At 64.7% G+C, this 22,263-nt stretch carries 25 protein-coding genes; 13 read left to right on the top strand and 12 right to left on the bottom strand.

The window, feature by feature from the left end:
* Window positions 1-7 precede the first annotated feature (7 nt).
* On the top strand, window positions 8-388 hold the full coding sequence (locus VGL01_RS17040) for a VOC family protein (protein ID WP_331571345.1): 381 nt from the start codon (window positions 8-10) through the stop codon (window positions 386-388).
* Between the two features lie 6 nt (window positions 389-394).
* Here the strand turns inward: VGL01_RS17040 and VGL01_RS17035 are convergent, their stop codons facing one another.
* From VGL01_RS17035 to flgA, 3 genes are all read right to left on the bottom strand, one after another.
* Window positions 395-835: a flagellar protein FlgN gene (locus VGL01_RS17035; protein WP_331571337.1), complete on the bottom strand. Its 441-nt coding sequence runs from the start codon at window positions 833-835 to the stop codon at window positions 395-397.
* A gap of 74 nt (window positions 836-909) precedes the next feature.
* Complete coding sequence (gene flgM, locus VGL01_RS17030) at window positions 910-1,257, bottom strand: flagellar biosynthesis anti-sigma factor FlgM (protein WP_331571335.1); 348 nt, start codon at window positions 1,255-1,257, stop codon at window positions 910-912.
* 144 nt (window positions 1,258-1,401) lie between these two features.
* Window positions 1,402-2,718: a flagellar basal body P-ring formation chaperone FlgA gene (flgA, locus tag VGL01_RS17025; protein ID WP_331571333.1), complete on the bottom strand. Its 1,317-nt coding sequence runs from the start codon at window positions 2,716-2,718 to the stop codon at window positions 1,402-1,404.
* Between the two features lie 248 nt (window positions 2,719-2,966).
* On the opposite strand from flgA, the gene VGL01_RS17020 reads away from it, so the two are divergent.
* From VGL01_RS17020 to flgL, 12 genes are all read left to right on the top strand, one after another.
* A complete protein-coding gene (locus VGL01_RS17020) occupies window positions 2,967-3,479 on the top strand; it encodes a flagellar basal body rod protein FlgB (RefSeq protein ID WP_331571332.1) in 513 nt (170 codons plus the stop codon).
* A gap of 82 nt (window positions 3,480-3,561) precedes the next feature.
* Window positions 3,562-3,984, top strand: coding sequence for a flagellar basal body rod protein FlgC (flgC, locus tag VGL01_RS17015; protein ID WP_414720284.1), 423 nt, complete (start codon window positions 3,562-3,564; stop codon window positions 3,982-3,984).
* An 11-nt stretch (window positions 3,985-3,995) separates the two neighbouring features.
* Window positions 3,996-4,718, top strand: coding sequence for a flagellar hook assembly protein FlgD (locus VGL01_RS17010; protein ID WP_331571331.1), 723 nt, complete (start codon window positions 3,996-3,998; stop codon window positions 4,716-4,718).
* A gap of 36 nt (window positions 4,719-4,754) precedes the next feature.
* A complete protein-coding gene (gene flgE, locus VGL01_RS17005; protein WP_331571330.1) occupies window positions 4,755-5,993 on the top strand; it encodes a flagellar hook protein FlgE in 1,239 nt (412 codons plus the stop codon).
* 56 nt (window positions 5,994-6,049) lie between these two features.
* Window positions 6,050-6,808, top strand: a complete 759-nt coding sequence (gene flgF / locus VGL01_RS17000) for a flagellar basal-body rod protein FlgF (protein ID WP_331571328.1) — start codon at window positions 6,050-6,052, stop codon at window positions 6,806-6,808.
* A gap of 49 nt (window positions 6,809-6,857) precedes the next feature.
* On the top strand, window positions 6,858-7,646 hold the full coding sequence (gene flgG, locus VGL01_RS16995; protein WP_173255969.1) for a flagellar basal-body rod protein FlgG: 789 nt from the start codon (window positions 6,858-6,860) through the stop codon (window positions 7,644-7,646).
* A 72-nt stretch (window positions 7,647-7,718) separates the two neighbouring features.
* Window positions 7,719-8,414 carry a flagellar basal body L-ring protein FlgH gene (locus VGL01_RS16990; RefSeq protein ID WP_331571341.1) on the top strand — a complete coding sequence of 232 codons (696 nt, stop codon included), beginning with the start codon at window positions 7,719-7,721 and terminating at the stop codon, window positions 8,412-8,414.
* A gap of 2 nt (window positions 8,415-8,416) precedes the next feature.
* Window positions 8,417-9,580 (top strand): flagellar basal body P-ring protein FlgI, encoded by a 1,164-nt coding sequence (locus VGL01_RS16985; protein WP_414720283.1) that lies wholly within the window; start codon window positions 8,417-8,419, stop codon window positions 9,578-9,580.
* A 42-nt stretch (window positions 9,581-9,622) separates the two neighbouring features.
* Window positions 9,623-10,624 carry a flagellar assembly peptidoglycan hydrolase FlgJ gene (flgJ, locus tag VGL01_RS16980; RefSeq protein WP_331571325.1) on the top strand — a complete coding sequence of 334 codons (1,002 nt, stop codon included), beginning with the start codon at window positions 9,623-9,625 and terminating at the stop codon, window positions 10,622-10,624.
* A 357-nt stretch (window positions 10,625-10,981) separates the two neighbouring features.
* Window positions 10,982-11,737, top strand: coding sequence for a flagellar brake protein (locus tag VGL01_RS16975; protein WP_331571324.1), 756 nt, complete (start codon window positions 10,982-10,984; stop codon window positions 11,735-11,737).
* Between the two features lie 188 nt (window positions 11,738-11,925).
* Window positions 11,926-13,863: a flagellar hook-associated protein FlgK gene (flgK, locus tag VGL01_RS16970; RefSeq protein WP_331571323.1), complete on the top strand. Its 1,938-nt coding sequence runs from the start codon at window positions 11,926-11,928 to the stop codon at window positions 13,861-13,863.
* Between the two features lie 11 nt (window positions 13,864-13,874).
* Entirely contained in the window at window positions 13,875-15,101 is a 1,227-nt protein-coding gene (gene flgL / locus VGL01_RS16965) for a flagellar hook-associated protein FlgL (RefSeq protein ID WP_331571322.1), read from the top strand.
* A 63-nt stretch (window positions 15,102-15,164) separates the two neighbouring features.
* Here the strand turns inward: flgL and fliR are convergent, their stop codons facing one another.
* From fliR to fliJ, 9 genes are all read right to left on the bottom strand, one after another.
* The gene (fliR, locus tag VGL01_RS16960) at window positions 15,165-15,956 is read right to left on the bottom strand and encodes a flagellar biosynthetic protein FliR (protein ID WP_331571321.1); all 792 of its coding nucleotides are present in this window, start codon (window positions 15,954-15,956) and stop codon (window positions 15,165-15,167) included.
* 40 nt (window positions 15,957-15,996) lie between these two features.
* Window positions 15,997-16,266, bottom strand: a complete 270-nt coding sequence (gene fliQ / locus VGL01_RS16955; RefSeq protein ID WP_331571319.1) for a flagellar biosynthesis protein FliQ — start codon at window positions 16,264-16,266, stop codon at window positions 15,997-15,999.
* Window positions 16,267-16,292: 26 nt separating this feature from the next.
* The gene (gene fliP / locus VGL01_RS16950) at window positions 16,293-17,072 is read right to left on the bottom strand and encodes a flagellar type III secretion system pore protein FliP (RefSeq protein ID WP_331571317.1); all 780 of its coding nucleotides are present in this window, start codon (window positions 17,070-17,072) and stop codon (window positions 16,293-16,295) included.
* On the bottom strand, window positions 17,073-17,666 hold the full coding sequence (fliO, locus tag VGL01_RS16945) for a flagellar biosynthetic protein FliO (protein WP_414720282.1): 594 nt from the start codon (window positions 17,664-17,666) through the stop codon (window positions 17,073-17,075).
* A complete protein-coding gene (gene fliN / locus VGL01_RS16940) occupies window positions 17,663-18,145 on the bottom strand; it encodes a flagellar motor switch protein FliN (protein ID WP_331571315.1) in 483 nt (160 codons plus the stop codon). The genes fliO and fliN overlap by 4 nt, the downstream gene beginning before the upstream one ends.
* Window positions 18,138-19,136, bottom strand: coding sequence for a flagellar motor switch protein FliM (fliM, locus tag VGL01_RS16935; RefSeq protein WP_331571313.1), 999 nt, complete (start codon window positions 19,134-19,136; stop codon window positions 18,138-18,140). The genes fliN and fliM overlap by 8 nt, the downstream gene beginning before the upstream one ends.
* Window positions 19,137-19,199: 63 nt before the next feature.
* The gene (gene fliL, locus VGL01_RS16930) at window positions 19,200-19,694 is read right to left on the bottom strand and encodes a flagellar basal body-associated protein FliL (protein ID WP_331571311.1); all 495 of its coding nucleotides are present in this window, start codon (window positions 19,692-19,694) and stop codon (window positions 19,200-19,202) included.
* Window positions 19,695-20,106: 412 nt separating this feature from the next.
* The gene (locus tag VGL01_RS16925) at window positions 20,107-21,681 is read right to left on the bottom strand and encodes a flagellar hook-length control protein FliK (RefSeq protein WP_331571309.1); all 1,575 of its coding nucleotides are present in this window, start codon (window positions 21,679-21,681) and stop codon (window positions 20,107-20,109) included.
* 103 nt (window positions 21,682-21,784) lie between these two features.
* Window positions 21,785-22,237 carry a flagellar export protein FliJ gene (gene fliJ, locus VGL01_RS16920; protein ID WP_331571307.1) on the bottom strand — a complete coding sequence of 151 codons (453 nt, stop codon included), beginning with the start codon at window positions 22,235-22,237 and terminating at the stop codon, window positions 21,785-21,787.
* Between the last annotated feature and the right edge of the window lie 26 nt (window positions 22,238-22,263).

Below are 22,263 nucleotides of genomic sequence, written 5' to 3'. Positions count from 1 at the left end.
ATTCTTTATGCCCTTGACTGGTTTCAACCACTTCAACTTGCGAGCCGATCGACGCACACTCGACGCGCTGCGCGATTTCTATGTCGATGTCATCGGTCTGCGGGTCGGCGAGCGGCCGCCGTTCGCGCATTTCGGGTATTGGCTCTATATTGGCGAACAACCCGTGCTGCATCTGAGTGAAGTCCGTCCGGGCGAAGTGCGTGACACGCATGTGCATGGCACATTCGACCATGTGGCTTTTTCATGCACCGGACTCGACGAATTCGAAGCGCGCCTGCACGCACGTGGTATCGCGTTTCGGCAATCGCACGTGCCGCTGACCCGAACGGACCAGCTCTTTCTTGCCGATCCAGCCGGCAACGGTGTCGAGCTGAATTTTGCAGAGTAAAGGACCTTAAACGGTCGAAACCCGCCCATCCGGCCCATACACGCCGGCTGTTCCCTTCGACGCCGACCCACGCAAGATCGCCAGCGCCTTCTCGTTGTAATTCATGCGCACGCGAATCATGAGCCCGTTGGTCATATTGGCGCGCCGGGCGCGATCGACCACGTCCTGAAGCAGCTTCCATTGCTGGGCGAGCCGGGGCTCGTCCGCGCTCGCGAGCTCCATGCCGCGCTTACCGGCAGGCAGGCCGAGCGCCTTCAGTTGAGCGTCGCGCGCTTTCTCCAGCGACGCGAGCTTGTCGGTCAATTCGGTTTTCTTTTCGAGGATGGCAGGCAGCGTCTCGAGCGGTGACACAGCAGCGAGCGCTTTTTCCTCATAGACCAGCAGCGACGCAAACGCCTCGAGCGTCGCATGTTCTTCCGTCACGGTATTGAGCAGGGCGTCTTTCATCGGATTCGCCAAAATTCGCGCGTGAGCGCTCGTTCATCAGAATCGCCCCGCAACAATGCCGTGCTTGAACGGCCTCAGCCGCCGGACGATTGAGGTTTTTGCAACAAATTGCGCGCGGTTTCGAGGATGCCGTCCGCGATCTTGCCCGTATCGATCGACAGCGTGCCGTCCTTGATGGCCTGCTTGATCGATTCGACTTGCGCAACATCGATGTCGGCTGCGCCCGATGCCGCGAGCGAACGCAGCTGGGACGAAAGGCCCGACAAGCTGACGCTCGCATCGCCGCCGGCCGATGCGCCGGCCGCACCCGCGCCCGCCGTGCCGGCAGTATTGACCGCCGGGGCCGAATCTCCCTGGCGCGCGTTTTGGACGCCGCCCTTGGGCGACGACACGCTGGAGTTGGTGGAGGAGTCGATTTTCACGATTGGCTTCCCAAGGTTCTCGATTTGAATGTGATATCGGCACACCCAAGTCGAACTTTAGCGCAATCGAGTCCGTCGCCTCCCCCCTCAACTGGTCTCCTTTCCCTTCAGTCCCGAGGCCGTAGGCGCTCCGGTCTGTCCCCGTTACATCTGAATTTCCACGGTGGAACCGTTCTTGACGATCCCCGAAATGATCTGGCCCCCCGCGGTCTTGACCCGCACCTGTTGTCCCGGCGACGCGTTGTTCATGACGGCGCCTTCGGACGAAATCGAGAACCCGGTGCCCACCGCGATGACCCTGACCGTCTGACCGATCGTCACGGAACTGGCGCTGCGCAGCATGTCCTCGCGCAGCGGCGAGCCCGCGCCGATCCGCGCGAGCGCGACGGCGCCGACGGCTTGCGAGGGATCGGTCACGATGGTGCGCGGCAGGTTGGCGAGGTCGCCTTCACGTGTCATCAGATCGGCCGGAGAAACCACCGCACCCGGTTCGATCTGCCGCGCGGCGAGATAGTAGGTGGCTTCGAGCGAAACGCGCGCTTGCAAATAAAGCGTCCACGGCCGTTCGCCGGCGCAGCGCACGCCCACCGTGGTGCGGCCCCACAGGCGCGCGCCCGGTGGCATGAACGGCACCAGCGTCGTGCACGAGGCGAGGCCGCGCGGGAAGGCGGGCGCGACGGTGATCGTGATCTTGCCCGGCAAGCCGGCCGATTGCTGCTGCAAAAACGTCAGCGCGGTGCGGCGAACGGATTCGCCGTCCTGCTGGCCGGCCGGCACGGCGGCCGCGACCGGTGTGGGTGCCGCGTTGGCCGGCGGGGCGGTGGTTTCGACAGTCCGTGCCGCAGTTTGTGCGGGTGTGGCGGGTGTGCCGGTTTCGGCGAGCCTTGCGGCCTGCGAAGCGCCGTTCGTGGCCGCCGCGCTCGGCCCGCCCGCGCTGGCCGGCCGGTCGATCGGAATCGGCTGCGCGGCCCTGGTCGCGCGCGGCGAAGGCGTGACGACAACCGGGATTACCCGGGACGTGGCCTGCATGGCCGCCACATGCGGCAGCGCGCTGCGGGACGCGGGTTGCGCCGTGGCCTGTTCGCCCGGTCCTGGAATGGTGATCACGCCGGCCGTCGCGCCCGGCTGTACCGGGCGCTCGCCCGGACCGGGGATCGTAATCATGCCCCCCGGTGCCTCGCTACCGTTGCCCACCATACCGCCAGGGCCGCTGGTGGCGCTCAGGGTGCCGACGGCCGGGGCGGCCGGCGCTGCCGAACGCTCGCCGGGCCCGGGAATGTAAATCTGCGTGCCGCCCGTTGGCTGGGCATGGGCCGCCGTTGCCAGGCCCAGGCACGTCACGACCGACGCCGCGAGCCCTAGAACGGCGCCGGCGAGCGAGCGCGAAGCGCGTTCGCGCGCCGTCCGCGCGGCGGCGGGCCGTGCTGAGCGCGAAACTGCGGTGGCGGCGAAAAGCGACATCGTGTGTTTCTCCATCGAACTTCGGACAGCCCTCGAAGCGCAGGCTCGTCATGACAACGAATTCTAGAAGCCCGCCCCATCGCGCAAACGTTGAATAGAGGCCTGCTTCCCTGGTTATTCGTCCGATTGGTACTTGACCGCCGCCCATAAGATGCAGTCCATGCAAAAAGGTCTTGCCGGACGGCGCTACAGGGCTCTCCGACAAGGCGAACCGCCTGACTCATTGCTTGGCAACGGAGAAACATTCGATGCTGGACAAACTCGATGCCGAATTCGCCTTCGGCCGTGAAGCGCTCGATGTGCGCGCTTATCGGCAGGAGCTGCTCTCGTCGAACATCGCGAACGCCGATACGCCCGGCTACCGGGCGCGCGACGTCGATTTCGCCTCGTCGCTGGCCGGCGCCCTGAAAAAAGCGGGTGCGCCCGGCACGAGCGCCACGGCGACGGTGGCCGGCACTTCGAATGCCGCGCCGCTGGCCATGGCGCAACCGGCCGGTGTGACGAGCGGCATGGCGATGAACGCGACGGCGCCCGGCCATATGGCCGGCGAGGCGCGGCTCGTGGCCACGGGCGGCTCGAGCCAGGACTACGGTCAACTGAAATACCGCAATCCGACGCAGCCCGCGCTCGACGGCAACACCGTCGATCTCGACGCGGAGCGCGTGCAGTTCGCGGACAACTCGCTGCATTACGAATCGGGCATGACGGTTCTGACGCAGCAGATCAAGACGATGCTCGCGGCGATTACGTCGGGCGGCTGATGCCGCACGCCCGACACTTCGCCGCAGCCAACGAATAAATCGCTACGGGGCATTAACAGGAAAGCAAGGAGGCCACGCCGTCATGTCATTGATGAACATCTTCACGGTTGCCGGTTCGGCGCTCTCGGCACAGTCCGAGCGGCTCAACGTAACCGCGTCGAACCTCGCCAACGCGGATAGCACGACGGGCCCGGACGGCCAGCCGTACCGCGCGAAACAGGTCGTTTTCGAGGTCAAGCCGGTGGGCGGCGCGCACACGGCGTCGGGCCAGCAGATCGGCGGCGTCCAGGTGAGCAACGTCATCGACGATCCCACGCCGATGAAGACCACCTACGACCCGAGCAACCCCTCGGCGGACGAGAACGGCTACGTCACGCGTCCGAACGTCGATCCGGTCCAGGAAATGGTCAACATGATCTCGGCATCGCGCTCGTATCAGGCCAACGTCGAGACGTTGAACACGGCCAAGAACCTGATGCTGAAAACACTCACGATCGGCACCTGAGGAGAAACTTCGTGACTTCATCCAGTACGACCATCGCCTCCGGCGGCACGGTCTCGCAGTCGCTGCTCGACACGATGAACGGAGCGTCTTCGTCGTCCGGTTCGTCGAGCACGTCGTCCACCGGCAACGCGACGACCGATCTGCAGAACACCTTTCTGCAGCTGCTCGTCACGCAGTTGAAGAACCAGGACCCGACCAATCCGATGGACAGCTCGCAGATGACTTCGCAGCTGGCCCAGATCAATACGGTAACGGGGATCAGCCAGCTCAATACATCGCTCACCTCGCTCGCCTCGCAGCTCGCCGCCGGCCAGAACGCGCAGACCTCGCTGCTCATCGGCCAGAACGTGCTCGTGCCGGGCAACACCGCGACGGTGTCGAGCGGCAGCTCGTCGGGCTTCGGCTTCACGCTTTCGCAAGCGGTCACGGATCTGAAGGTCACGATCAAGGATTCGTCGGGCAACGTAGTCAATAGCGTCGACCTCGGCGCGCAGGCAGCCGGCACGGTGCCGGTGGGCTGGACGCCGACCGACGCATCGGGCAACACGCTGCCCGATGGCACCTACACGATTTCGGCGCAGGGCACGACGAGCGCCGGCACCTCGGCCACGGGCATTACGACCCTGACGGGCCAGCAGGTGGTGAGCGTCGTGCAGCAGAGCTCGGGCAAGCAGGGCCTGCTGCTCAGAAACGGCACCACGGTCGATTCGACGAGCGTCGCAGCGATCCTCTAACCCTTCTTCCAGAACACTCGCGCAGGAGACCCGACAATGGGCTACCAACAAGGTTTGAGCGGCTTGTCCGCATCGGCGAACGACCTCGATGTCATCGGCAACAACATCGCGAATGCGAACACGACGGGCTTCAAGGAAAGCACGGCGCAGTTCGCCGACGTCTACGCCAATACGATCGCCACGACCGTGAGCAACCAGATCGGTCTCGGCACGCGGCTCGCCAGCGTCCAGCAGGATTTTTCGCAAGGCACGATCAACACCACGGGCCAGGCGCTCAACGTGGCCATCAACGGCACGGGCTTTTACCAGATGTCGAACAACGGCACGCTGACCTACTCGCGTGACGGCGTCTTCCAGATGGACAAGAGCGGCTATATCACCGACGCACAGGGCCTCAAGCTGATGGGCTATGCGGCCGGTGCGAACGGCGTCATCAACACCGCTTCGACGGTGCCGATCCAGGTGCCGACGACGAATATCGCTCCGCTCGCGACGACGAACATCACGGCGCAACTGAACCTGAATTCGCAGGACACGGTACCGACCGTCACGCCTTTTTCGGCAACGAACTCGCTGACCTACAACTATTCGACGTCGATCCAGAGCTACGACTCGCTCGGCGGTTCGCAGCAGGTCAACATGTACTTCGTCAAGACCGGATCGGGTGCGTGGGACGTGTACTCCGGCACGGCGACCGGCACGGTCAGCAAGGTCGGTGCGGTCGGCTTCGACACGGCGGGCGCGCTTTCGACCACGACCGCCACGGCACCCGCAACGAGCTCGGGCACCGGCATGCTGACCTTCAACATTACGAACTCCGACGGCAGCACGTCGCCGCAGGCGCTGACGCTGAATCTGAGCGGCACGACGCAGTACGGCAGCAAGGACGGCGTGAACAGCCTCGCGCAGGACGGTTACGCCAGCGGCCAGTTGACGAACTTCTCGATCGCCGACGACGGCACGATCACCGGCAACTATTCGAACGGCAAGTCGCAGCCGCTCGGCCAGATCGTGCTCGCGAATTTCTCGGACCCGAACGGGCTGCAGGATCTCGGCGGCAATCAGTTCGCCGAAACAGCGGCTTCCGGCGTACCGCAGATCTCGGCGCCGGGCTCGACGAACCACGGCACGCTGCAAGGCGGCGCGGTCGAAGAGTCGAACGTCGATCTGACGAAGCAGCTCGTCAACCTGATCACGGCGCAGCGCAACTACCAGGCGAACGCGCAGACGATCAAGACGCAGCAGGCGGTCGACCAGGCCGTCATCAACCTGTAAGCGGCTTTGCGCTTCTCAGGACCGGGCACTCACGACTTCATCGGAAAAGGCGAGTCATGGACCGACTGATCTATACGGCGATGACGGGCGCGAGCCAGACGCTCGAGCAGCAGGCCACCGTCGCCAACAACCTGGCGAACGTCTCGACGACGGGCTTTCGCGCGCAACTCTCGACCTACCGGTCGGCGCCGATGAATTTCGGCGATGGCTCGACGATCAACCCCGACACGACGCGCACGTTCGTGCTCTCGTCGACGCCGGGGGCCGATTTCGCGCCGGGTGCGATCTCGCAGACGGGCAACCCGCTCGACGTCGCGATACAAGGCCAGGGCTGGCTGTCCGTGCAAACGGCGGACGGCAACGAAGCCTATACGCGTGCCGGCAATCTTCACGTGGACCAGAACGGGCAGCTCGTGACGGCCAGCAACCTGCCGGTGGTCGGCAGCGGCGGGCCCATTTCGATTCCGCCCGGCGCCGAGGTCACGATAGGCAAGGACGGCACGATCACGGCGTTGATGCCGGGCGATCCGCCCGCGGCGCTTGCCGTCATCGACCAATTGAAGCTCGTCAACCCGAGCCCGGGTTCGTTGCAGCGCGGCGACGACGGACTCTTCCGCGCGGCCGACGGCCAGCCGGCCGATGCGGATCCCACTGTCACGGTGGCCTCGGGCGCGCTCGAGGGCAGCAACGTCAATCCCGTGGCGGCGATGGTCTCGATGATTACCAACGCACGGCAGTTCCAGATGCAGACCAAGCTGCTCCAGACGGCCGATCAGAACGAGCAGACGGCAAACCAGCTGCTGCAGTTCAGCTGACCGGTTCGCTCGACGAAACCGGCCCCCTCATTTCAGGAGAAGTTTTACCGTGAACCGCTCGCTCTATATCGCCGCCACGGGCATGAACGCCCAGCAGGCCCAGATGGACGTGATCTCGAACAACCTGTCCAACGTCAGCACGAACGGGTTCAAGGGTTCGCGCGCCGTGTTCCAGGATCTCATCTATCAAACGCTGCGCCAGCCCGGTGCGAACTCGACTCAGCAAACGGAGCTGCCCTCCGGCAGCCAGATCGGCACCGGTGTGGAGCAAGTCGCCACGGAGCGCCTCTACACGCAGGGCAATCTGCAGCAAACGGGCAACTCGAAGGACATCGCCATCAACGGCAACGGCTTCTTCCAGGTGCAGATGCCCGACGGCACGACGGCTTACACGCGCGACGGCTCGTTCCAGACCAACGCGCAGGGCCAGCTCGTCACGTCGAGCGGCTACCAGGTGATTCCGGCCATCACGATTCCGCAAAACGCGACCTCGATGACGATCGGCACCGACGGCGCGGTCAGCATCACCGTGGCCGGCTCGACGACGAATCAGACCATCGGCACGGTGCAACTGGCCACCTTCATCAATCCGGCCGGTCTCGAATCGAAAGGTCAGAACCTGTTGATGGAAACCGCTTCGTCGGGCGCGCCGAACGTCTCGACGCCGGGCCTGAACGGCGCCGGCACGCTCAATCAGGGCTACGTCGAAGCGTCGAACGTGAACGTCGTGCAAGAGCTCGTGAACATGATCCAGACGCAGCGCGCGTACGAAATCAACAGCAAGGCGGTCCAGACTTCGGACCAGATGCTGCAGACCTTGAGCCAGATGTCGGTTTAAGGCGATCGGCAGCATTCTCGAAGAAACAGGCGGTAAAGGAAGATGTCGCACACGAGCCCCATTCCGTTTCGCATGCGCACGCTGCGTGCAACGCTCTCGCTGATCCACGCAGGCGCGCTCGCAGGCCTGCTGACGAGCACGTTCGCCGGCTGTGCGTATGTCGAGCACCGGGAGCCGATCACGCAGCAGCCGATGACGGCCACGCCGCCGTTGCCTCCGGCGCCGCAGCCCACCGGATCGATCTACAACCCCGGGTTTGCGGGCAGGCCCCTTTTCGAAGACCAGCGGCCGCGCAATATCGGCGACATCCTGACGATCGTGATTCAGGAAAAGATCAACGCGACGAAGTCCTCCGCAGCGGGCGCCGGCCGCGCGGGCTCGACGGCGACGTCGGTCCCGACCGCGGGCTTTCTCGGCGGTTTGTTCAACAAGGTCAACCTGAGCGCGTCAGGCAACAATACGTTCCAGGGTACGGGCGGTGCGAACGCGTCGAATACGTTCGACGGCACGATCACCGTCACGGTCACGAACGTGCTGCCCAACGGAAACCTCGTCGTGAGCGGTCAGAAGCAGATGCTCATCAACCAGGGCAACGAGTTCGTGCGTTTTTCCGGGGTCGTCAATCCGAACACCGTCGCGGGCGACAACAGTGTGCTCTCGACGCGCGTGGCCGACGCGCGCATCGAATACTCGGCCAAGGGCTACATCAACGAGGCAGAGACGATGGGCTGGCTGCAACGATTTTTCCTGAACGTCTTGCCGTGGTGATCATGGATACCGTTTCCACTCGGCGTGTCGGCGCGGCATTACGCGGCTTGCTCACGCTCATCGTCCTTCCCGCCATGCTGGTATTCGCGGGCAACGCACATGCCGAGCGGTTGAAGGATCTCGTGCAATTCCAGGGCGTGCGGGACAATCCGCTCATCGGCTACGGCTTGATCGTCGGTCTCGACGGCACGGGCGATCAGACGACGCAAACGCCGTTCACGACGCAAACGCTCACGAACATGCTCGCCAACCTCGGCATTTCGCTGAACAGCAACGGCTCGAGCGGTTCGTCGGCATCGTCGAACATGCAACTGAAGAACGTCGCCGCGGTGATGGTCACCGCAACCCTGCCGCCGTTTGCGCGTCCGGGCGAGGCGATCGACGTGACAGTCTCGTCGCTCGGCAATGCGAAGAGCCTGCGGGGCGGCACGCTGCTGCTCACGCCGCTCAAGGGTGCAGACGGCCAGGTCTATGCGCTCGCTCAGGGCAACGTCGCCATCGGCGGCGCCGGCGCCAGCGCGAACGGCAGCAAGGTGCAGATCAACCAACTCGCGGCCGGCCGGATCACGGGCGGCGCGATCGTCGAGCGCTCGGTGCCGACGCAGGTCTCGCAGGCCGGGACGCTGCAAATGGAACTCAACGATATGGACTACGACACGACGCAGCGTGTCGTGGCGGCTGTCAACAACATGTTCGGCAGCGGGACGGCGATGCCGCTCGACGGCCGCACGATCCAGTTGCGGGCGCCCACCGACCCGGCGCAGCAGGTCGCCTTCATGGCGCAGCTTCAGAACATCGAAGTCAAACCGGCCCAGGCCGCGGCCAAGGTGATTCTCAACGCGCGCACGGGCTCGATCGTGATGAACCAGATGGTGACGCTGCAAAACTGCGCCGTGGCGCACGGCAATCTGTCGGTCATCGTCAATACGACGACGGCAGTCAGCCAGCCCAACGCATTCTCGAACGGTTCGACGGTGGCGGTGCCGCAGTCGCAGATTCAGCTCAAGCAGGACAACGGAGCATTGAAGTTCGTGACGGCCGGCGCGAATCTCGCCGAAGTCGTCAAGGCGCTCAACACGCTTGGCGCCACGCCCGCGGATCTCATGTCGATCCTGCAGGCAATGAAGGCCGCAGGCGCATTGCGCGCGGACCTCGAGATCATATAAGGGCTCGTCAGCGCGTATTCGACGGGCTCCCAGGAGGCACAGATGGAATCGAACGTACCCAACACCGCAACGGATTTGTCGCAGCGCTTCGCGCTCGACGTGCAAGGTTTCGACGCCTTGCGCGCTCAAGCCGCCGCGTCTCCGCAACAAAGCCTCAAGGGGGTGGCCAAGCAGTTCGATGCCGTGTTCCTGCAAATGATGCTCAAGAGCATGCGCGAGGCGACGCCGCAAGACAGCCCGCTGGATTCGCGCGACGGCGCGCAGTTCACGTCGATGCTCGACGAGCAGCTCGCCCAGCAGATGTCGTCCAAGGGTGTCGGCGTGGCCGATGCGCTGATCAAGCAGCTCTCGCGCAGCGTCCCGGGTGCCGGCGCGAACGGCGCGGCGGGTGCGTCAGGGGCTTCGGGCGCGATGGGCGCGCTCGGTGCTGCCGGTAGCGGGGGCGGCATCGGTGCCGAAGGCAATGCGGCAATGATGAACGCGCTGGCGCGCGCCTATTCGAACGCGGCGGCCAACGGCTCGCTGTCGAAGGGCGCCGGCTATTCGGCCGCGAGCTCGCTCACGCCGCCGTTGCACGGCAACGGCAATTCGTCGAAAGTCGATGCGTTCGTCGACAAGATGGCTGCGCCGGCCCAGGCCGCGGCGGCGGCAACGGGTATTCCCGCGCGGTTCATCATCGGCCAGGCGGCGCTCGAATCGGGCTGGGGCAAGGGCGAGATCAGGAATGCGAACGGCTCGCCGAGCCACAACGTGTTCGGCATCAAGGCTACCAAGGACTGGACGGGCAAGACGGTGTCGACGGTCACGACCGAGTACGTGAACGGCCGGCCCCGCAAGGTGGTCGAGAAGTTCCGCGCCTACGATTCGTATCAGGACGCGATGACGGATTACGCGAACATGCTGCGCAACAATCCGCGCTACGCATCGGTCGTCAACAACGCGCACGATGCCGCAAGCTTTGCACACGGGATGCAGCGGGCCGGTTACGCAACGGACCCGCATTACGCGAAGAAACTGATTTCCATCATGCAGCAGATGGTGTGATGACGAAATCTGCTCACGGGGGTGCCTTCGGGCGCGACGGGGCCAGGCAGTAGAAGACGGTACGGCCGGCTATCGAAAGATGGCTGGCCGAAGCCGCAACTTTCAACTATCGGGGCATCGACTCACTCAGGGATCGGAGCCGCCCGACAATCTCACCGGATTTGCCCGCTTCGGCCCGCCCAGACTGGCGCTCGCGCGGTTCACAAAAATTAGAAAAATTATTTCCGGATTGCCTCTAAACTTTGCACGTTTGATGCCGCTAATCAGATAGTCCCTTTTCGGATCGCCGCAAGGTATCCGAAAGCACGTGCGTCGGCGCCTTGCGCGCTCCGACGCGACCACGCATACGGCAAGCCCATGGATACCAATCAGTCGAACGATTCGATGGAGGAAGACGTAGAACCCGCTCTCGACTTCGGGCGGCGCAATCCGCTTGAGATCGGGGTGCAACTGCGCAACCTCGCCAATCGCGGAGACTTTTTGACCGTTCAATACAAGAGCGGTCAGCTCGTCACGCGTATTCTCGATGTCGATGTGAGAGAGCGCACGTTCATCTTCGACTGGGGCGCGCTGGCCGAGCAAAACCGCGGCATGCTCGCCTCGCCGAGCTGTACGTTCCGGGCCTCGCCCGAAGGCGTGCGCGTCGAGTTTTCCACGCCGACGCCGGCCGAGACCCGCTTCGAAGGGCTCCCCGCGTTCGAGGCGGCGTTTCCCGAAGTGCTCTACTACGTGCAGCGGCGCGAGTATTTCCGCGTCGATGCGCCCATTCTCGATCCGTACTTCTGCCGCGGCCAACTGCCCGAGGGCGAGGCGTTCCGCTTCGAGATCCACGACATTTCACTCGGCGGCATCGGCCTGCGCACGGCCGACGAGCGCGTCGTCGAATTGCCGATGGGCGCGACGCTGCAAGACGTCGAGGTCAATCTGAACGGACACGGTACGCTCTCGCTCGATCTCGAGCTCGTTTCGCTGCGCGCGACCGAACTGCCCAACGGCGGCCGGCGCTACCAGCTCGGCATGCGGTTCGTATCGCTACCCGGCAGCGCCGAAAACACCCTGCAGCGGCTGATTACGCAACTCGAAATGAAGCGCCGCTCGCTCGTGCGCGCCTGAAGACGAAACGGTCGCGCCGCGCTGGCGCGCGACCGCCCCACGCGGGTCTCCCCGGCCCGCCCACCGATGCCGAAAAAGCGTCGCGTCATGTCGATCTGTGCCCTTAAATTTTCCGGCGCGCGGCCGATATACATGTGTTCCCTCAACGAGGCGGTGGCAACGAAGCTCGCCGTCCTTCAGGAAGACGCATGTCCAACAACATCTTCAGCATCGGCCTTTCGGGGCTGGCGGCCGCCCAGTGGGGCCTGACGACGACGAGCAACAACATCAGCAACGCGTCGACCACGGGCTACACCGTGGAGAATCCCGTCTACGCCGAAGCGAGCGGGCAGTACACGGGCGCGGGGTACATGGGCGGCGGCGTGTCGTCGGTGACCGTGGCGCGCAACTACAGCCAGTACCTCTCGACCGAGCTCAACAACGCGCAATCGACGAGCAGTGCGCTGACCACGAACTATTCGATGGCCTCGCAGCTGAACAACCTGATCGGCAGCCCGACGGCCGGGATCTCCACGGCCATCACCGCCTACTTCACGGGCTTGCAGAACGTCGCGAACGATCCGAGCAGCCTCGCCACGCGCCAGGGCGCGATGAGCGCCGCGCAAACGCTCGCGAGCCAGATCACCGCGACCGGCGCGCAATACGACCAGCTGCGCCAAACGGTGAACCAGCAATTGACGACGACCGTCAACCAGATCAACGGCTATTCGAAGCAGATCGCGGACCTCAACGCGCAGATCGCGAACGCGAGCGGGCAGGGGCAGCCGCCGAACCAGCTGCTCGACCAGCGCGATCAGGCTGTTGCCGACCTCTCGAAGGCGGTGGGTGTCTCCGTTGTACAGGGCGCGAACGGCTACAGCGTTTTTCTGAGCAGCGGTCAGCCGCTCGTGGTCTCGAACCAAAGCTTCGATCTGGGCACCAAAGTGTCGTCGGGCGACCCGAGCGAACTGGATGTCACTTATAACGGGCTTGCGGGCACGACGCCTGCGACGACGCAATATCTGTCCAGCTCGGTGCTCTCGGGCGGAACCGTCGGCGGCTTGCTCACGTTTCGCAGCCAGACGCTCGATCCGGCGCAAGCGCAGCTTGGCGCCGTCGCCACGAGCTTCGTGAACCAGGTCAATTCGCAAAACACGCTCGGTCTGGACCTGTCGGCCAATGTGGGCGGCAACCTGTTCAGCGTGGCGGCGCCGACCGTCTACTCGAATCTGCAAAACACCGGCACCTCCACGCTGTCGGTGGCGTTCGCCAACGGCTCGCAGCCGACTGCCGGCGACTACACGCTGTCATACAACGGCACCACCTATACCCTGACGGACAACGCGTCGGGCTCGACGATCGGCACGAGCACGGCGCTGGGTGCCGGTTCGGTGACGATAGGTGGCCTCGCATTGACGCTCTCCGGGACGATGAACTCGGGCGATTCGTTCACGATCCAGCCGACGCGCGGCGCACTGAACAGCTTCGCGCTCGCGACGTCGAACACGTCGGCGATTGCGGCGGCGTCACCGGTGCTCGTGTCGACATCGACCACGAATACGGGCACGGGGACCGTCACGCAAGGCACGGTCTCGGCCGGCTACACGCTGCCGGCCACGCCGCTCACGCTGACCTACAACTCGGCGACGAATACGCTCGACGGCTGGCCTGCCGCCGCGAGCGTTTCGGTGAACGGCGCGGCCGCGACCACGGGAACGTCGTTCCCGTACGCGGCGGGCAACACGTACACCTACAACGGCATGACCTTCACGATGAGCGGCGCGCCCGCGAACGGCGACACGCTCACGATTGCGAAGAACACCGGCACGGCCGATGGCCGCAACGCGCTGGCGATGTCGAAGCTCGTCTCCACCACGACGCTCGGCAATGGCACGGCCACCTTGACGGGCGCCTACGCGAACTACGTCAACAACGTCGGCAACGCGGCCACCCAGCTGAAATCGGCGAACACCGCGCAAACGGCGCTCGTTTCGCAGATCACGGCGGCACAGCAATCGGTCTCGGGTGTGAACCTCGATGAGGAAGCGGCCAACCTGTTGAAGTATCAGCAGCTCTATCAGGCCAACAGCAAAGTCATTCAGTCCGCCGAGTCGATGTTCCAGACTCTGATGGGTATCTTCGGCTAAGGTGCAAAGCGATGCGTATTTCTTCCTCACAGTTGTTCGCGCAAAGTGTCCAGACGATGGACAACCAGCAGTCGTCGCTCAATCAGCTCTATCAGCAGATTTCGACGGGGCAGTTGCTGCAGACGCCGGCCGACAATCCGCTCTATGCGGCGCAGGCCGTGCAGTTGACGATGACGACGGCGACGCTCACGCAGTACACGACGAATCAGAACTCGGCGCAGACCTCGCTGCAAATCGAGGACAAGACGCTTTCGAGCGTGACCAACGTCATGCAGAGCATCAATTCGCTGATCGTGCGCGCCGGCGACGGCACGTTGCAGGACTCCGATCGCGTGTCCATCGCGAAGACGATGCAAGGCTATCGCGACCAGTTGCTGACGCTCGCGAACACGAGCGACAGTTCCGGGAACTACCTCTTTTCGGGTTTCCAGGCCACGACGCAACCCTTCACGAACAATGCCGCGGGCGGCGTGAACTATCTGGGCGACAATGGCCAGCGCCAGGTGCAGGTGGCCGATTCGCATCAGATCACGACGAACGATACGGGCGCGAGCGTGTTTTTGTCGGTGCCGTCGATCGGCACCTCGCCTGTTGCCGCGGGCTCGGCCGCTAACACGGGAACGGGCGTCATCGGCCGCGTGGCGAACAACAATCCTTCGGTTGCGACGAACGGCGACAAGTTCACGATCACGTTTGGCGGAACGGCCGCCGCGCCGACCTACACGGTGACGGACAATACGACCGGCTCGACGACGGCTGCCACCGCGTTCACGGCCAATGCGCCGATCGCGCTCGGCACCGGTATGACGGTGTCGATTTCGGGTGCGCCGAATCCGGCCGATACGTTCACGGTGACGCCCGCGACGACTTCGGCGAACAGCAGCGTGTTCTCGACGATCGATTCGATGATCGCCTCGCTTCAGACGCCGGCGGACAACAACCCGGCGGCCAAGGCGACGCTGTCGAACGATCTGGCGACGGGCCTGACGCGCTTTCAAAACTCGCTGACGGCGATCACGGTGGTGCAGGCGTCGGTGGGCGGGCGCGAGCAGGAGCTGACGGCACTGCAGACGACGACGAAGAACAACTCGCTGCAAGCGACGAACGACCTGTCGAACGTGACCGATGTCGACATGGTGTCGGCGATCAGCCAATACCAGCTCACGCAAAACGCGTTGCAGGCGGCGCAGCAAAGCTTCGTGAAGATTCAGGGGCTGTCGCTGTTCCAGTACATGTAATCGATGCCTGGCGTCAGCGTTGGCGCGCAGGCGGCTCGGAACGAGGCGAGCTCGCCGACGCGCTCAAGGATGGGGTGCGAGCGATCCCGCCACGCGCCCCATCGCATCGACGCCAAGATCGAACAGATGCGCGAAAAACGGAATCATATTGGGCAGCATGAGCTGCACGAGCAGCAGCCCGACCATCAACGTGACCGGAAAGCCGACCTGAAAAACGCCGATTTGCGGCGCGGCCCGGTTCAGGATGCCGAGCGATAACGTCGCCACGAGCAGTGCGACGACGACCGGCAGCGCAAGCAGCAGCCCCGCCGAGAAAATCGCGCCACCCCATTGGACGAGCGTCCGCCAGCCCGGCGCGCCGAGTAGCGCGGCGTCGATCGGCACCGACTGAAACGAACCGATCAACGCGTTGATCACTTGCAAGTGCCCATCGAAGGCGAGAAAGGCCAGCAGCGCGATCGTATGCAGATAGCGCGAAACGACTTCCGACGAAGCGTTCGAGCTCGGATCGAAAAACGTGGCGAAGCCGAGCCCCATTTGCAGCCCGATCAGCGATCCGGCCATATCGATGGCGGTGAACGCGAGCTGCATCGTAAGGCCGAGCGCCGCGCCGACGATGAACTGATTGACCATGATCCAGACGCCCTGCGCCGAGAACACGGTCACGGCCGGCAGCGCGCCGAGGGTCGGCGCCACGATGAGCGTGATAAAGGCGGCCAAACCGATCTTCACACGGGCGGGCACGCTCGACTGGCTGAACGCGGGCGCGGTGGCAACGAGCGCGGCAATGCGCACGAATGGCCAAAGAAACGCGGTAAGCCAGGCGTTCAGCTGAGCGTAGGTGACGGTGAGCATCGTCGTGCCGGGCCGGTGCTGGCTGAGCGCTAATGCACGCTCAGCCGGCCAGCGAGGGAATGCTCGTCAGCATCTGGCGCATGTAGTCGAGCACGATCTGCAACATCCACGGTCCTGCGATCACGAGCGTGACGGTCACGGCGACGAGCTTCGGAATGAACGACAGCGTGGCCTCGTTGATCTGTGTGGCTGCCTGAAAAAAACTGACGAGCAGGCCCACGACGAGCGAGACGAGGAGCGGCGGCGCGGTCAGCAGCAACGCGACGTACATCGCGCGGTGAGCGAGGGTGAGAACGGATTCCGGCGTCATGGCGGCAACTTCGAAGGCAATCTGGGTCAGGAAAAGCTCTGCGCGAGCGAGCCGATCAGCAACTGCCATCCATCGACGAGCACGAACAGCATCAATTTGAACGGCAGCGAAATCGTGACGGGCGACACCATCATCATCCCCATCGACATCAGCACGCTTGCCACGACCATATCGATGATGAGAAACGGAATGAAGATCGTGAAGCCGATCTGGAAGCCCGTTTTCAGCTCGCTCGTGACGAAGGCCGGCACGAGCAGCGAAAGCGGCACATCCTCAGGGCCTTGCATCGCGGGCGCATGCGAAATCTTGGCGAACAGGGCGAGATCCGATTCGCGCGTTTGACGCAGCATGAACGTCTTGAACGGCACCACGCCGCGCTGCACGGCCGTCTCCATCGGGATCGCGCCCTCGGAGAACGGCTTGTAGCCGTCCTGGTAAGCCTTGTCGAGCACGGGAGACATGACGAACAGCGTCAGAAACAGCGCGAGACCGACGAGCACCTGGTTCGGCGGCGTCGTCGTCGTGCCGATCGCCTGGCGCAGCAGCGAGAGCACGATGATGATGCGCGTGAAGCTCGTCATCATGAGCACCATCGCCGGCAGGAACGACAGCATCGTGAGCAGCAGCATCGTCTGCACGCTCAGCGAATAGGTCGTACCGCCGTTCGGGCCCGGGCTCGTCGTGAACGCCGGCAGACCGTTGGCCTGTGCGAAGGCGCCCGACGGCGCGAGCGCGAGAATCAGAACGAGAAGCGGCAACACGGGCGCGAAGGCTCGCGCAAACCGCTCGACACGGCACAACGACATTTACTTGCCTCCGCCCGAAGGCCGGGTAAAACGCTTTTTGGCTTCGCCCGCCAGCGCGGCGCGAAATCGCGAGCCGAACGTGCCCGCCTGCGTGGCGGCGTCGTCGGGTGAGTCGGCGGGCCCCGGTGAACCGGGCCCGCGGCGCGTGAGATCGATGGAGCCGGCCGGCAGCGTATGCAGGAGCCGCACGTTACCGGGGGCGGCCCCGAGCACGAGCCACGTATCGCCGATCTCGACGACGGCGACTCGCTCCTTGCCACCCAGCGAGACCCCGCCGACGGTGCGTACGACATTGCCGCGCGCCGACGGCTGCAGGCCGAAGCGCCGCGCGAGCCACGCGCACGCAAACACGAGCCCGATGACGACGGCGAGGCCAACCAGCGTTTGCAGCACGGCGCCGACGCCGAGCGACGGCACGGCCGTTCCGGCACCGACGCCCGATGCGATGCTCGCCGCGTGGTTGACTGCGTTCAGATCGGCTGCGTCGGCGACGCTCGGCGCAATGGCCGCCGACGCCATGGCGAGCGCCAGACCGGCTGCGCGTACTGCTTGCGGTACCGGCAGGATGCCTTGCCGACGCATGAGCCCTTTCATCGGTTCAGCTTACGAATCCGTTCGGACGGCGTAATGATGTCGGTGAGCCGGATGCCGAACTTGTCGTTGACGACGACGACTTCGCCCTGCGCGATCAGGCAGCCGTTCACGAGTACGTCCATCGGCTCGCCGGCGAGCCCGTCGAGTTCGACGACAGAGCCTTGCGCGAGCTGCAGCAGGTTGCGGATCGCGATCTTCGTGCGCCCGAGCTCGACCGTCATCTGCACGGGGATATCGAGGATCATGTCGATGTCGTTGCGCGTCGAGGCGGGCGCGACTTTCGAGAGCGGCTGGAACACGCCCGCGGCGGCCGTGGGCGTCTCGTTCGAGTTTTGCTCGGCGAGCGCGCTGGCCCAGTCATCGAGGCCCGTTTCGGCGTCGGCAGCCGTGGCGGCCGCTTTCTCGGCCTGCATGGCCGCCGCCATCTGGGCCTCGAGCTCCCGGGCGCCGTCGCCCGGCGTCGCGTTCAGATCACTCATATCCACCTTCCTTCATCGTATCGGCCGCGCTGATCATCTTTTGCACGCGCAGCGCGTATTGACCATTGAAAATTCCGTAGCCGCATTCCATGACCGGCACACCGTCGACTTTCGCGGTGACCTGCTCGGGAATGTTGATCGGCAGCACATCGCCGGCGCGCATATTGAGGATGTCCTCGAACGTGACCGGTATCGCGGCGAGGTCGGCCGTCAGTTCCACCTCGGCCGATTGAACCTGCTGCGACAGCACGCGCACCCAGCGGCGGTCGACTTCGAGCGCCTCGCCCTGGATCGGCGAAGACAGCACGTCGCGGATCGGCTCGATCATCGAGTAGGGCATGCAGATGTGCAGCGTGCCGCCGGTCGAGCCGAATTCGATCGAAAACTGCGTGACGATGACGATTTCGTTCGGCGTCGCGACGTTGGCGAACTGCGTGTGCATTTCCGAGCGCATGAACTCGAACTGCAGCGGCCGCACGCTTTTCCAGGCGGTCGAATAGTGATCGAACACGAGGTTCAGCAGCTTGCCGATGATGCGCTGCTCGGTTGCCGTGAAATCGCGTCCTTCGACCCGCGTATGAAAACGGCCGTCGCCGCCGAAGAGGTTATCGACCACGAAGAACACGAGATTCGGATCGAACACGAAGAGCGACGTGCCCCTGAGCGGCTTGATATGAACGAGGTTCAGGTTCGTCGGAATCGGCAGATTGCGCGTGAACTCGCTGTACTTTTGCACCTTCACGGGCCCCACGGAAATCTCTGCCGTGCGGCGCATGAAATTGAAGATGCCGATGCGCATCAAGCGCGCGAACCGCTCGTTGATGATTTCGAGACCGGGCATCCGGCCGCGAACGATGCGCTCTTGCGTGGCGATGTTGTACGGGCGAACAGTGGCCTTGTCGCCATGCTCCGCATCCGCATCGGACTCGCCAGTTACGCCCTTGAGGAGTGCATCGACTTCCTCCTGGGACATGAACTCTTCGTGGCCCATACCTTTATTCGTCCCTCGTTGCGATTGGTGGGATGCGGCGCAATGCCTTCGACCGGCGACCCATTACTGGACGACGAATTCCGTGAACAGCACTTCCTGTACCTTGGCCGGCGGCGCGCCGGCATCGGTCGGCTGCTCGATCAGCGCCCTGAGCTCGTTCGCGAGGGCATGCTTGCCTTCGAGCGTCGAGAGCTCCTCCGGATGCTTGTTCGACAGATCGAGCAGGATCCGGCTTCGCAGCTCGGGCATGTGCTCGGTCAGGCGCGCCTGCATCTTCTCGTCGGCGATCTTCAGCGTGAGGCCCACGCGCAGGTAATGCTGGCCGTCGTCCGAGAGCAGGTTCACCGTCATCGGATCGAGCGCGAAAAACACGGGCGGCGGAGGTGGCGGAGGCGCCACGGGCTTCGACGGACCATGCTTGGCGAGAAAGAAGTACGTACCGCCCGCGGCTGCCGCGGCGGCCCCGAGGGCGATCAGAACGATCAGCACGAGACGTGTCAGTTTCCCGGGCTTGGCGGAGGTGGCGGCTGGCTGCTGCGTTGCGGTCGTGGTTGCCATGGCAATGCGTTGCTTATGAGCGATAGGTAGGATTGTTGGTCAAAGCCGCTTTCGGCGATAAGCCGAAAAGAAGGGAGATTCGATGCCATCTCGTCTCTTTGACCCGGCCGGTCAAACCCAGCGCCGCGGGCCCGTCGCGGCGGAAAGTGAGCCGGGACAGGACGTATTCATTGCTCAGATCAGAGCAAAAAACGGACCGCGATGACGCCTGGGCCGCGCGAGGTGGTCTCTGCGTTATCGGCACGCGGGGGGATTCCTTGATGCTGCCGGTCGAACTGCTCGGCCGGCGCGGGCGCAAGGGAAGACGAGGGCGGGCAGGCGAGTCGGGCACGCGAGGCGTCAGTCGCGCTGCGGGACCGGCAACCGGAGCTGCCGGTTGCCATCGGTCCGAACCTGCTACGCCAGGGTGCCGTCAGGCGAAGGTATCGACGATTCCGACTTGGCGACGCACCGGGACGCTCGCCGTCGAGGCGACGGCATCGTCCGCACTGCCGCCCCCGAAGCTGCCGCCGCGGCCCCGGCCGTTGCCGCCGTTGCCCGAGCGGGCGTCTTGCTGGCCGTTCTGGCGCGCGAAGCCATCGCTGACGCTTGCGCTGCCGAGCCCGAGGCCGCCGGCTTCGAGCGCGTCGCGCAGCTTCGGCAGCGCGGCTTCCACGGCTTCGCGAACCTGCGCGTGCTGCGAGACGAACAGCGCGTGGGCGTGATTGTCCGCGACTTGCAACACGACTTGCAGCGGACCCAGATCGCGCGGATTGAGCGTGAGTTCCGCGCTTTGCTGATGAGCGTTGGAGAGGAAGACGACTTTCTGGCTCAGCGCATCTTCCCAATCGGGCGTGCCGACCTGCGGCGCGAGCGTGGCGGCCGCGGCCGATGCGCTCGTCGTGGCCGCGGCGGCCGTCGCACTCGTCGCCTGCGTGCCTTGTGCCTGCTGAGCCGCCTGAGCGGCGGCCAGCGCGGCGCGTGCCGCTTCGGCCGTGTCCTTCAGTGTGGAGAAGTCCGCGGCGGCGCCGGGATTCGAGGCACCGCTTGCCGCCAGCGCCTGGGCAGCCGACGCGCTCGCGTCCTGTGCGTTGGCGCCGCCTTGCGCCGCCTTGGCGTTCAGCGCTGCCGCGTTGGCCGCGCCGGCATTGCCGTTCTTGCCGTCGCCGGTCAGTGCCGCCAGGCCCTTCGACGAGAGCGGCGGCGCACCGACGCCGTTCGCGAGATTACCCGTGCCGAGTCCGCCGGCGCCGGTATTGCCGCTGTTGCCGAGCACCGTGGCTCCGCCCGGGCCTGCTGCCGCAGCCGCCGCGGCGCCTTGGCCGCCCATTTGCGCCGCGAGGGCAGCTTCCAACGCGGCCCGCACCGATTTGGGCTCGGCCGTGCCGGTTTTCTTGCCGCCCGTCGCCGTCACGCCCGCCAGCTCGGAATTGCCGTCGGTGGTGGCAGCGCTTGCGGCATCGCTTTGCGCGCTTTGTGCGCCCGCTTGAGCTTGAGCTTGCGCCTGGGCCTGTGCTGCCGCCGCGGCGCTGGCCGCGGCCTGATCGGCGGCGCTCCCTGCATTGGCATTCGCGTTTTGCGAGGCGCTGGCCTGTCGGTCGCCGTTCGCACCATCCGTGCGCTTTTCGTTGCCGCTCGCCTTCGTCCCGTCGCTCGTGCCCGCGGAGTTTCCGGCCGTATTCGCGCTGGTACTCGCCGCTGCGTCGGCCTGCGAACCGCTATCAGCCGGCTTCGCCGCGCCCGCGTTTGCCGAGTTGGCTTGCGCGGCGGCTGAATTGGCCGCGTCCGCGGCATTGCCCGAGCTGGCCGGCGAACTATTTTTCGCGTTGTTGGCGGGTTCGGCCTTGGCCGGTGCCGGTGCGCTTTGCTGCGCGTCGATGCTTTGCTGCAGCGTCTGCGAGAACGGTACGGCAGGCGCGGCGGAACTCGCCGACTGGCGGGCCGCTGCGGCCTTGCCCGTGGCGGCGCCCGGGCCCGAAACCGAGTCGAGGAAAGAGAAAAACGACATGTGATGCCCCTTGCTGCCGTGCGTCTGTCATCGTCTGGCGACGCATCGGATAAATCGATTCAATAATCGGACGGCCGGCGGTCCGATCCGGCCGGTCAGTCAATCAGTTCAAACTCTCCGCGCGCATGCGCAGGATCTTCGCGGCGTGTTCGTCGGATTCGCGCTGCTCGCGCTTGGCGGCCACGCGCGCTTCAGCGGCTTCGCCGCGCGCCTGCAGCACTTCGTAGGAGCCGAGCTTCTGCTTTTGCCGCACCCACTCGGGCTTGGCGGCCTCCACGCGCGAGGTGGCGGCTGCCAGGAGGCGCCGCTGCTGGTCGATGGCGGCATCGAGGGTATCGATGAACGCCTGGAAGTTGCGCCAGTTTCCGGCCGGCATGCCGGCTTGCGCGGAGTTCGAGAAACTTGCGTGATATTCGTCGCGATAGCGGATCAAGTCGGCCAACTGCGTCTCGATGTCGGCACGCTCGCGCTGTACACGTCCGAGCTGCTTGGTGGCAGCGTCCAGATCGTCCTGAGCGAGATCGACGAGCGTCTTGATCGGGAAATGCTTCGCCATCCTGTGACTCCTTGTTTGTCACCCAT

It is taken from the genome of Trinickia sp. (genome assembly GCF_036503415.1).
GTDB lineage: Bacteria > Pseudomonadota > Gammaproteobacteria > Burkholderiales > Burkholderiaceae > Trinickia.
This window is presented reverse-complemented; position numbering and strand designations above follow the sequence as displayed.